This window comes from Pseudomonas sp. NPDC012596 (assembly GCF_042902325.1).
GTDB lineage: Bacteria > Pseudomonadota > Gammaproteobacteria > Pseudomonadales > Pseudomonadaceae > Aquipseudomonas.
The window spans coordinates 106,813-117,826 of record NZ_JBIBEB010000022.1 but is presented as its reverse complement, the minus strand read 5'-3'; the positions used below and the strand labels follow the sequence as shown (position 1 = coordinate 117,826).

General features: G+C 64.0%; 9 protein-coding genes. 6 read left to right on the top strand and 3 right to left on the bottom strand.

Annotation, left to right across the window (positions count from 1 at the left end):
• Positions 1–92 (top strand): IS3 family transposase (locus tag ACFY68_RS23055; RefSeq protein ID WP_144180385.1); only part of this gene is annotated, 92 nt, incomplete at its 5' end.
• A gap of 203 nt (positions 93–295) precedes the next feature.
• Here the strand turns inward: ACFY68_RS23055 and ACFY68_RS23050 are convergent.
• Positions 296–775, bottom strand: a complete 480-nt coding sequence (locus tag ACFY68_RS23050) for a GNAT family N-acetyltransferase (RefSeq protein WP_387532134.1) — start codon at positions 773–775, stop codon at positions 296–298.
• 135 nt (positions 776–910) lie between these two features.
• Between ACFY68_RS23050 and ACFY68_RS23045 the strand changes: the two genes are divergently transcribed.
• The 4 genes from ACFY68_RS23045 to ACFY68_RS23030 all read left to right on the top strand — a co-directional run bounded on the left by ACFY68_RS23045 (position 911) and on the right by ACFY68_RS23030 (position 3,894).
• Positions 911–1,531, top strand: a complete 621-nt coding sequence (locus tag ACFY68_RS23045) for a LysE family translocator (RefSeq protein ID WP_346615849.1) — start codon at positions 911–913, stop codon at positions 1,529–1,531.
• A 21-nt stretch (positions 1,532–1,552) separates the two neighbouring features.
• Positions 1,553–2,425, top strand: a complete 873-nt coding sequence (locus ACFY68_RS23040; protein WP_387532130.1) for an alpha/beta fold hydrolase — start codon at positions 1,553–1,555, stop codon at positions 2,423–2,425.
• Between the two features lie 101 nt (positions 2,426–2,526).
• Complete coding sequence (locus ACFY68_RS23035; RefSeq protein ID WP_387532127.1) at positions 2,527–3,402, top strand: pirin family protein; 876 nt, start codon at positions 2,527–2,529, stop codon at positions 3,400–3,402.
• 231 nt (positions 3,403–3,633) lie between these two features.
• A complete protein-coding gene (locus tag ACFY68_RS23030) occupies positions 3,634–3,894 on the top strand; it encodes a DUF1652 domain-containing protein (RefSeq protein WP_346615852.1) in 261 nt (86 codons plus the stop codon).
• 18 nt (positions 3,895–3,912) lie between these two features.
• On the opposite strand, the gene ACFY68_RS23025 is transcribed toward ACFY68_RS23030, so the two are convergent.
• On the bottom strand, positions 3,913–4,527 hold the full coding sequence (locus ACFY68_RS23025; protein ID WP_387532124.1) for a Yip1 family protein: 615 nt from the start codon (positions 4,525–4,527) through the stop codon (positions 3,913–3,915).
• Between the two features lie 85 nt (positions 4,528–4,612).
• The gene (locus tag ACFY68_RS23020; protein WP_346615854.1) at positions 4,613–4,900 is read right to left on the bottom strand and encodes a hypothetical protein; all 288 of its coding nucleotides are present in this window, start codon (positions 4,898–4,900) and stop codon (positions 4,613–4,615) included.
• 255 nt (positions 4,901–5,155) lie between these two features.
• Here ACFY68_RS23020 and mnxG point away from each other — a divergent pair, with 255 nt between their 5' ends.
• A complete protein-coding gene (mnxG, locus tag ACFY68_RS23015) occupies positions 5,156–11,011 on the top strand; it encodes a manganese-oxidizing multicopper oxidase MnxG (RefSeq protein ID WP_387532121.1) in 5,856 nt (1,951 codons plus the stop codon).
• The last annotated feature ends 3 nt before the right edge of the window (positions 11,012–11,014 follow it).

Below are 11,014 nucleotides of genomic sequence, written 5' to 3'. Positions count from 1 at the left end.
ATGAGTACATTCACTACTACAACCATGATCGCATCAAGCTGAGGCTCAATGGCCTGAGCCCTGTGGAGTACAGGGCTCAGGCTGCAGCTTAGAACAGTCCAACTTTTGGGGGGCAGTCCAGAACTTACTGATTTGGCGGGGATCTTGTAGGAGCGGCTTCAGCCGCGAACACCGGCGAAGCCGGTGCCATCCACCGCGGCGCCTGCTTCGCGGCTGAAGCCGCTCCCACAGGTTCAGCAGCGCTACCGGCCCTTGGAGCGGGCTTGCCCGCGATAGGGCCGGTGCAGGCCGGCAATCAACCCCGGGCAAACCGCAGCAGCTTGTCGCCATCCAGCCGATACCGCACCCACTCATCCTGCGCTTGGGCCCCCAGCGATTCATAGAACCCGATCGCCGGCGCGTTCCAGTCCAGCACACTCCACTCCAACCGCCCACAGCGGTTCTCCACCGCCTCACGGGCAATGTGCCGCAGCAAATCCCGGCCAGCGCCACCGCCGCGTTGTTCCGGGGTGATGTAGAGGTCCTCCAGGTAAATCCCGTTACGCCCCAGCCAGGTCGAATAACTGTAGAAATACACGGCAAAGCCGATGGCCCGCCCATCGCGCTCGCAGATCAGGCTGTGTACCGTGCTGCCCTCATCAAACAGGCTACGTTCGATATCGGCAACGCTGGCGATCACTTCATGCCGCGCCCGCTCGTACTCGGCCAGCTCGGTGATGAAGGCGAGAATCTGCGTGGCGTCGGTGCGAACGGCAGGGCGAATGGTCAAACTCATCTGGGCTTCCCTTCTTCGTGCGTCGTGGACGATACAGTCATGTGTATCTGCTTAATTTAATGTAACTGTACCGGTCGCAATGCAGTGCGACTCCAGTAGTGTGACAGCACCTATAACGCTTCTGGAATCCGCACCATGCTTGCCTCTGCCGACCTGCTTACCGCCTTCGTGCTGTTTGCCTTTGTTTCTTCGATCACACCAGGGCCTAACAACACCATGTTGCTGGCCTCGGGCGTGAACTTCGGCGTGCGCCGCTCGATCCCCCATGCACTGGGTATCAGCATCGGCTTCATGGTCATGGTGCTGGCCGTCGGCCTGGGCCTGGGCGAGGTGTTCAAGGCGTGGCCTGCGCTGTACACCGTGCTGCGCTATGTGGGCGCTGCCTATTTGCTGTACCTCGCTTGGAAGATCGCCACCTCCGGGCCAATCGGCGCCGATTCGCCCGATGCCCGCAAGCCGATGGGCTTCTGGGGCGCGGCGGCGTTTCAGTGGGTCAACCCCAAGGCCTGGGTGATGGCGGTAGGGGCAATCACCACGTACACGCCGGCCCAAGGCTATGTGATGAACGTGATCGTGGTCGCCGCGGTGTTCGCCCTGGTCAACCTGCCCAGCGTCGGTGTGTGGGTGATGTGCGGCAGCGCGCTGCGCAACCTGCTGCAGAACCCCCGTTGGCTGATGCTGTTCAATGTCCTGATGGCCTTGCTGCTGGTGATTTCCCTGTACCCGTTGCTGTTTGTAGAATCGTCGTTTTCGTAACGCGTCGAGTACCGCAAGCCCATGCAGTTGATCCCCTGGTCCCACCTATGCTCCGAAGGCTTCACCTTGCGCGGCTGGCGCTCGCCGGCAAGCGGCAAGCCACTGCTGCATTTTTTGCACGGCAACGGCTTCTGCTGCCTGGCCTACGAGCCGATGCTGATGCGCCTGGGCGAGCATTTCGACCTGTGGCTGTGCGATGTCCAGGGGCATGGCGACAGTGACCACGGTGGCGCATTCCGCGGCTGGAACCGGACCGCCGCCCTGGCGGTGGAGGCCTTCGAGGCGGGGCGTGGCGAGTATGGCGAGGTGCCGCGCTACGCGGTGGGGCACAGTTTCGGTGGCGTACTGACGGGCTTGATCCTGGCCAGCGCGCCACGCCTGTTCGAACGTGCGGTACTGCTCGACCCGGTGCTGTTCAGCCGGCGCATGATCGGCATGATGGGGGCCGCTGCGCTGGTCGGCCTGCACCGCCGGCATACCCTGGCGCGCAAGGCTGCCGGCCGCCGCAGCCACTGGCCGGACCGCGAGGCAGCACTGGCCTCGCTGCAGGGGCGGGGGATTTTCAAAGGCTGGAAGGACGCCGCGCTGCACGCCTATATTGAACACGCCATCGGCGATTGCGGTGAAGGTGTGGTGCTCAAATGCCGGCCCAGCCGCGAAGTGGAGATCTTCAGTTCGTTCCCCACGCGCATGTGGGCGCACCTCGCGGCCATTCAGGCGCCGACCCTGGTGCTTCATGGCGAGCACACCTATCCCTTTGTGCCGCACTCGGCCCAGCGCTTGGCGACCCTCAACGTCCATGTAGAGGCTCGCCAGATCGCCGGTGGGCATTGTTTCATGCAAGAGGAACCGGCCACGGCGGCGCAACAGGTGGTGGATTTCCTGCAGGCCTGAGCAACTGTTCCATTAATGGGACGCTCAAGGCCATTTTCGCTGGCTACCGGTCGATTGGTCTCATTGGTAAGGTTAACCCAGCCTTAGAGAGGAGACTTCTCATGAAAAAGATCCTGGGTATCCACCGCAGCCCGCACGCCCACTGGGTAGGCGATGGCTTCCCGGTGCGCAGCTTGTTCACCTACGATAACCTGGCCAGCCAGATCAGCCCGTTCCTGCTGCTCGATTACGCCGGGCCGCACATCTTTACCCCAACCACCGAACGGCGCGGCGTCGGCCAGCACCCTCACCGTGGTTTCGAGACAGTGACCATCGTTTACCAGGGCGAGCTGGAGCACCGTGACTCCACCGGCGCCGGTGGCTTCATCGGCCCGGGGGATGTGCAGTGGATGACTGCCGCCAACGGCATCATCCATGAAGAGTTCCATTCACCGGCGTTCGCCCGCAGTGGCGGCATGCTCGAGATGGTGCAGCTGTGGGTCAACCTGCCCGCGCGGGACAAACGAGCGGCGGCTGGCTACCAGACGTTGCTGGCAACAGACATCCATGAGGTGGCGCTGGACGGTGGCGCAGGCAGCCTTCGGGTCATTGCAGGTGGTTACCAAGGCCATCAGGGGCCGGCGCGGACCTTCACCCCGATGGACGTATGGGACATGCGCCTGCAGGCAGGTTCGCACCTGCAACTGCCCGTCGCCGCTGGCCGCAATGCGGCGCTGGTCGTGCTGCGTGGCATGGTGCGGGTCAACGGTGAGCGTGACGCCGGCCCGGCCAGCCTGGTACTGCTGGAGCGTACTGGCGAAGACGTATTGATCGAGGCGCGAGAAGGCGCCAGCGTACTGTTGCTCAGCGGTGAGCCAATCGATGAGCCCATCGTCGGCTATGGTCCGTTCGTGATGAACAGCCAGGCGGAAATCGCCGAGTCGTTCGACGATTTCCATGCCGGACGGTTTGGGCAGATGGAGGGTCAAGCGCACTGACCTCTATGCCCTCTGGCGGCAGGCTGACCGCCTGTCGCCAGGTGCCATCATTGGATCGAACGGTCATGGCCCTTCGCCGTTCTTCCACTAAGGTGCTAGATGATCTTCCGCATTATCATTGCCTTGGCGCATGGACGGCCGCTTGGGCATGCGCATTATCAATTGGCACCCTGCCTGCCAAGGGCGTACTCACATAGCTTCAGGCCATCCATAAGAAGAGAGGGTCGTGACATGTCGTTGATTGGAGTTTCGATGCTTGAAATGCGCCAAATGATCGAACAGGCCTGCCTGCCTGACCGCTGCGAAGTCAGTTGCACCGACGGTACCAGCCTGACCATCCGGCTGGGCCAAGGGCAAAGCCTGGAGGAGGGCGTGACCCTCACCGGGGTGCCATTGCAGCAGCTGAACAGCTGCCGCGACGTGGTGAACCTGGTCGGCCAGTTGCATGCGCTGCGTGCCAGCCACCCAGCGCCGATGCGGGCGATCGCCTGACCGCCCCTCGCGTGCCGGTCAGCCCAGGCTGGCCGGCCGCACGTACTCCGGCATCAAGCCGTTGGTCCAGAACAGGATCATCGACACCAGGATGGTCACCAACAGCAATAACCCCACGCCCCAGACACAGGTCGCGAACAGCATCGCCTGTTCCTTGCGCAAGCGCAGAAAGGTCTGCAGCCCGCCATACAACAGCACCGTGGCGTAGGCGGAAGCCGCTACCAGCACGATAAGCGCCAGCCAGCGGATCGGCACCAGGCCAATTACCCCGGCAAAGAACCACGGCGAGGCACAGTAGGCGGCAAAGCCAATGCACTGGCCCAGTGTGGGTTGCACGTCGAAGCCGCGTGACATCCAGCGGATCATCACGCCCATCAGCATGACCCCGACCACCGTGGTGGCATACAGCAACCCGGCCAGCTGCGCCGCGCTGCCCATACTCAGGCGCACCCGCTCCTCGGCGGCCAGGCTCCAGCCGAAGGTGGTGGTGCCAACGAACAGGCACAGTGCGGGGATGAGTGCCAATACCAGCAGGCGCGGAAGGTATTGCTGAGGGTGGTCTTCTTCGGCGCGGCGGATGTCCACCCAGGCGTCGGAAGGGTGAGTGAAGAGCTTGAGCAACGGACTGTTCATGGCGTTCTCCTCAAGGCGCAGGCCTTTAATTATGGAGACGCGCTGTTTGCGGCAGGTTCAGCCAGGTTCGCCGCCGTTGATCGGCTTATTGCAGCTCAACCAGTAGATTCAAGCCGCCATCACCACATTTGCCCTGATCGCGGACTACGCCATGGTAACTACGCCCGTCCCATACGAACGCCACGCTGTGGGCGCGTTCGACTTTATCGGGCAGCGGAGGGCAAATGTGCAGCCGCAGGGCAGGGCGGCCCTGCAGGTTGAGGGCGGCGAGCTGGCACTGGCATTCAACGCTTTGGGCTATCGGGCCGAACAGCGTATCCCGCACGTAGTCGAGCTGCAGGTTGGCATTGGGCGAACGGCCGGGCATCTTCATTGCTGCTGGGCTCCTGCAAAAGGACCTATATCGTTTTTTGGAAAGCACACATACGCAGACGTTCAACTTTTTTGCAGGAGGCCAATCGCCTGCAAATGACAATGCATATCGTCCCCGGATGTGGGGAATTCTTGCGGGGGATCCTCCCCAAACTGATTCGATTGCTAACATAACGTATTGATTAAACACGGTATTTTGTTCTGGCATACACCTTGCTGAACCTCTCGCAGAGTTTCTGTGTCCCGGAGGTGCAGCATGTCCATCCCGAACAAAGGCCCCGTCCTGACATCACTTGTCCTCGCCCTGATGGCCTGGGCAGCGACCAGCGAAGCGGCGGTTCAATGCCAGCGTACCTTGGTGGCCAACGTGGTAGCCCTGGACCAGCCACTAATGTTCAACCGCCTGGGCGCGCAGAACGCCAATGGCATGATGTTCGCCCTGCGTGAAGATGTGGTGGACGACAAGCAGGTGCCGCTGAGCGTGGGCGGGGCTGCGGTGCCGGGCAAGGTGACCCTGCGCCCAGACAAGCGCCCGCGCCCCATCGTGCTGCGCGTAGCGGCTGGCGAATGCCTGACGGTCAACCTCACCAACCTGCTCGACTACCGCGCCAACCCCAACAAGCATGGCATCGAAGCCGAGGAACCCGAGGGTGAGGAAGGCGAAGAAGGGCCCGAAACCGAAGTCGATAACGAAAGCGGCGAAGGCCTGGTGGCAGACGAGCAGGTTGCCGAGCGCCTGGTCGGTTTCCAGGTCAACGGCATGCAGGCGGTCAACAGCATTGCCGACATTTCCGCCAACACCGGCCGCAATGGCAATTTCCTGGTAAGCCCGGGCAGCACCCGCAGCTATACCCTCTACGCCGAACGCGAAGGGGCCTTCGCCGCCACCAGCAAGGCGGCCACCTTCGGCGGCGAGGGCACCGCGGGCAACGTCGCCAATGGCCTGTTCGGCCAGGTGGTGGTGGTGCCCAAAGGTGGGCGTGCCTACCGCAACACGTTGACCGAAGAAGAAATGCGCCTGGCCACCACCGGGCGCACGCCGACCGGGCAGCCGGTGGTCAACTACGAAGCCCGCTACCCACAGCAGGAGCCCTGGATCACCGAAGGCAAGGCGGGCAAGCCGATCATCGCCATGGTTGACGGCAACCAGATCCTCAACAGCGAAACCGATGCCATCGTCATGGGCCCCAACCCCGATGGCAGTTTCCCCAAGTCCACCTACCCGCTGGAAAGCATCGGCAAACGCAACCCGGCGCTGCCCAACCGCCTGGATGCGTTCCGCGACTTTGCCGCGCAGTTCGCCGACGAGGTCGCCGGCACCCAGGCCTTCCCTGGGTACTGGGCTGACCCGGTGATGGGGCATGTGCTGGAACCGGCGCGTGACTCGTTCATGATCAACTACGCCTCGGGTGGCATGGGCGCCGAAGTGGTGGCCAACCGGCTGGGTGTCGGCCCTATGCATGACTGCCTGTCATGCGCCTATGAAGAGTTTTTCCTCAGCGCCCATACCGTGGGTGATATCGGCACCTTGGTGGATGTGCCGGCCAACGTAGGCCTGGAGCATATCCGCCCCGGCGAAGTACCACCGGCCAGTGCCACCGGGGTCAAGGCCAGCATGGCGCTGTACCCGGCCGAGCCTGCCAACGTGCACCACAGCTACATCGGTGACTTCACCAAGTTCCGCAACACCCACAACGGCCACGAGCAACACATCTTCCATTTGCACGGGCACCAGTGGCTGTTCAACCCCAATGACGACAATTCCGACTACATCGACGCCCAAGGCATCGGTGCGGGTGTCGGCTATACCTACGAAATCGCCAACGGCGGCTCCGGCAACCGTAACCGGGTAGCTGGCGATGCCATCTACCACTGCCACTTCTACCCGCACTTCGCCCAGGGCATGTGGGCCATGTGGCGGGTGCACGACGTGTTTGAAGAGGGCACCCGCTTGGAGGTAAGCGGGCAGGGCGCCAACGGCTTCCACACCACCCCGTTTGCCCTGCGCAGCGGCAAACCGGCAGCAGGCGCGCGCGCCTTGCCAGACGGCGAGATCGTTGCCGGCACGCCGATCCCGGCCATCGTGCCGCTACCCGGCAAAGCCATGGCACCGATGCCGGGCAAAGTGGTGGTGGTGCCCAAACTGTCCGAAACCCTGGTCGCCGCCCAGGACGATGATGACGAGGAGGAGGGTGACGATGACCACGGCCATGAGCCTGCAGCACCCAAGGCCATCGGCTCCCTGGCGCTGGTCGACCGCAGCGAGAGCAACCGCAACGCCGACGGCACCCTGAAAAACCCAGGCTACCCGTTCTGGATCGGCGGCATGGAAAGCAGCGTCGGCAACCGCCCGCCAACCCCGCCACTGGACATGCTTGACCCGGCTCTGGCCCGGCAACTGAAAGACAGCGGCAAGGCCCTGTGGGCCAACCTTGACCCCAACCAGGTCGATGGCTGGGACGGTGGCCTGGGCCGCCATGCCCTGGACGGCGTGTCTGCAGGCGGCGAAGCCGTGACCACCACCACCAAGCTGGACTTCTCCAAGGTGGTGCACAAGGCCAAGCCGATCTACATGCCCGAAGAAGGCACCGATGTCGAGCAGGCCGCCATGCAGTTCCATGCCCAGGCCGAGCACGCCAGCTATGCGTTGATCCCCGGCAGCCAGCCGGTGGCCAAGGCGTTTCGTACCAACGGCGCGCTGCCCACCGCAGGCGCACCGTTCTACGAACCGTGCATGGATGACCGCGGCAAGCGCCTCACGCAGTCTTCGGGTGTGGGCGAGTTCTTCAGCGGCGAAAGCCCCACGGGCCTGAACTTCCGTGGCGCGTCCACCTTCACCGCCGACCGCCCGCGCATTTACAAGGGCGCCAACATTCAGTTCGACGCGGTGTACAACAAGGTCGGCTACCACTTCCCGCAGGCGCGCATCATCGCGCTGTGGGAAGACGCCTGGCCGGTGATCACCAAGCAGCGCCCGCCAGAGCCGCTGGTGATGCGCATGAACACCTTCGACTGCACCATGTACCAGCACACCAACCTGATCCCGTCGTTCTACGAGATGGACGACTACCAGGTGCGCACCCCGACCGACGTGATCGGCCAGCATATCCACCTGCCCAAGTGGGACCTGACTGCCGCCGACGGCTCGGCCAACGGCTGGAACTACGAGGACGGCATTCTCTCGCCCGGCAGTGTGGTCGAGCGCGTGCATGCCATCCGCGCCTTCAACAACTGCAGCGAAGGCGACAGCCGTGACGGCACCGCCGCTTGCCCGAAAGCCAAACAGCACCCGTACTTTGGCCGCTTCGGCCGCGCCGACTGGCTGGGTGCACGCACCGCCATGCAGCGCTGGTTCGCCGACCCGTTGGTCAACGTGCATAACGTCGACCGGGGCCTGGGCACCATCTTCACCCACGACCACCTTGGCCCATCGACCCACCAGCAATTGGGCCTGTACGCCACCGTGCTGGCCGAACCTGCCGGTTCCACCTGGTACCACGCCGAAACCGGCGAGCAACTGTACAACCCGGCCACCCGCCAGGACGGTGGCCCAACGTCATGGCAGGCGGTGATCCAGACCGGCGACCACGATGGCGATGGCAAGAACGACAGCTACCGCGAGTTCTTCCTCGAATACAGCGACTTCCAGCACGCCTATGAAGCCGGCGTGTATGTGGGCGCAGGCCCAGACGGTGTGCCTAACGGCCAGGCCTACCCTGCAACCGCCGACAGCTTCCGCTACGCCATCAACCCACCCGTGCGCGGCAAGGCGTCGAACCTGCTGGAGGCCATCGTCGAGGAGCGCGGCGGCATCAACCCTGGCTGCCCGAGCCGGCCGTGCCCGCAGGCGATTTCGGTGGATGACCCGGGCATGTTCGTCGTCAACTACCGCAACGAGCCGCTGGCCCTGCGCGTATTCGACCCGAACAAAGTCGGCCCGGATGGCAAGCGCGGCATGCAGGCCGACGGCCTGGGCGGTGACCTGAGCTATGCCTTGCAGACCCGTACCGACCGTGCCATCCCGGCCATGAACCTGGCGCCTTCGGCGATCACCTCGGCGGTCGGCCCCACCGGCGGCACCACGCTGTTCCCACCCCACATCAACAAGGCCGGCAGCGAACCGGGCGACCCGTTCACGCCGATGCTGCGCACCTACTCCGGTGACAACGTGCGCCTGCGCATGCACGCCGGTGGCCATGAAGAGGAGCACAACATCACATTGCACGGCGTGAAGTGGCTGCAGAACGGCACGGGCTTTGGCAACAGCTCCAACTCGGGCTGGAAGTCGTCGCAGATGATCGGCATCTCCGAGCAGCTGGGCTTCATGGCGCCGGTGTCGATGATCTCCAGCTCCGCCGCCACCAACGGTGACTACCTGTACTCGCTGGACGCGGCCCTGGAAGGGTACTGGAACGGGATCTGGGGCGTCATGCGCAACTACACCGCGCAACGTGCCGACCTGTTCCCGCTGCCCAACAACCCGCAGCCGGTGGCCATGCGCAACACCGTGAACTTCGACGGTATTTGCCCGAAAACCACGGCCAACCCCAACGGCATCGGTACCCGCACCACGGTCAAGCGCAGCTACGAGATCGTCGCCGCGCTGGCCAACGACATCCTCGAGAACCGCAACGGGGTCAGCATCAACGACCCGGCCGGGCTCGGCCAGCATGTCGGCGGCCCGCTCAAGGCCAATGGCGGCACGCTGGTGTTCAACAGCCGCAAGACCAGCATCGCGCAGGTCAGCGGCGTCGACCCCGAGGATGGCGAGCCCTTCACCATTGGTGGCCACAGCGCCCCGCTGCACGACCCGACCGCGGTGCTGTACGTACGCAAGGCCGACCTCGACGCCAGTACCGGCAAGCTCAAACCGGGCGTGCCCGTGGAGCCGCTGATCCTGCGTGCCAACGCCGGTGACTGCATCAGCATCACCCTGGAGAACCGCCTGCCGCTGGTGATGCCAGACCTGCCGACCACCGCGGTGATGCACAACGTGGTCAAGCGCGACCGGTTCGACAGCGAAGGGGCCACGGCGTTTGCCAACAACCTGATGCGCCCGTCCAGCCACGTGGGCCTGCATGCCCAACTGCTGGCCTATGACATCACCAAGTCCGACGGTGCCAACATCGGCCTCAACCCGGTGCAGACCGTGCCACCCCGCGCCGGCACCAGCGGCGCCTACCCCAGCAAGGTGTACCAGTACTACGCGGGGCACCTGGAGCGTGAAGGCAAACCCGTGCTGCAACTGGGTCGCACGGTAGACAACATTAACACCACGGCGATCGAATTCGGCGGCTTTAACCTGACCCCGTCGGACTTCATCAAACAGCCGCAGAAAGGCCTGGTCGGCGCCATGAGCGTCCTGCCGCAGACCGCCACCTGGGCCGAGGACACCGCCAGCCGTGCCCAGGCCACCGTTAAGGTCACCGGCCAGCCAGACTACCGCGACTTCGTCACCGTCTGGCAGCGCGCGCTGAACATGCGCTGGGCCGATGGCCGCCCGGTGGAAGGCATCAATACCGAAGGCAACGGCGCTGCGGGCGACCCGCAGGACAACGGCAACATGGCGGTCAACTACAAGACCGAACCGCTGTGGCTGCGCTTCGCCATGGCGCCCGACTCGCCGTTCGGCCGCGCCGATGGCCTGGGCTTCGGGGATGTCCCCAATGCCCACATGGCCTATGCCAACGCCCTGATCGGTGGCGACCCGCAAACCCCGGTGCTGTACGCCAAGCCGGGCCAGCCGGTGCGCAACCACATCGTCATGCCCAGCGGTGGCAGCCGTGGCATGACCTACCAGCTCGATGGCCACCTGTGGCCGCTGCACAACTACCAGGCCGAGAAGAATGACCTCGACGGCTACCCGATGAACCTGCCTGGTATCGGCTCCGTGCGCTTCGGCTACAACCCGATGGCCATGTACATCGGCGCCCAGGAGAGCGTGCTGCCGGCAGCGCACTTCAGCTTCATGCTGCCGAGCGCCGGGGGGGCCAACGCAGTGCCGGGGGACTACCTGTTCCGCGACTATGCCGCCTACGGCAACCTCTCGGGGTTGTGGGGGATTCTGCGGGTTACCAACGATGCACCGCCAGCAACGGCACCGGCACAATAAGAA

Excerpts from the sequence above, each read along its gene's own strand:
- ACFY68_RS23045 (WP_346615849.1), top strand. The coding sequence starts at position 911 with ATGCTTGCCTCTGCCGACCTGCTTACCGCCTTCGTGCTGTTTGCCTTT.
- ACFY68_RS23030 (WP_346615852.1), top strand. The coding sequence starts at position 3,634 with ATGTCGTTGATTGGAGTTTCGATGCTTGAAATGCGCCAAATGATCGAA.
- ACFY68_RS23035 (WP_387532127.1), top strand. The coding sequence starts at position 2,527 with ATGAAAAAGATCCTGGGTATCCACCGCAGCCCGCACGCCCACTGGGTA.
- ACFY68_RS23020 (WP_346615854.1), bottom strand. The coding sequence starts at position 4,900 with ATGAAGATGCCCGGCCGTTCGCCCAATGCCAACCTGCAGCTCGACTAC.
- ACFY68_RS23040 (WP_387532130.1), top strand. The coding sequence starts at position 1,553 with ATGCAGTTGATCCCCTGGTCCCACCTATGCTCCGAAGGCTTCACCTTG.
- ACFY68_RS23050 (WP_387532134.1), bottom strand. The coding sequence starts at position 775 with ATGAGTTTGACCATTCGCCCTGCCGTTCGCACCGACGCCACGCAGATT.
- ACFY68_RS23025 (WP_387532124.1), bottom strand. The coding sequence starts at position 4,527 with ATGAACAGTCCGTTGCTCAAGCTCTTCACTCACCCTTCCGACGCCTGG.
- mnxG (WP_387532121.1), top strand. The coding sequence starts at position 5,156 with ATGTCCATCCCGAACAAAGGCCCCGTCCTGACATCACTTGTCCTCGCC.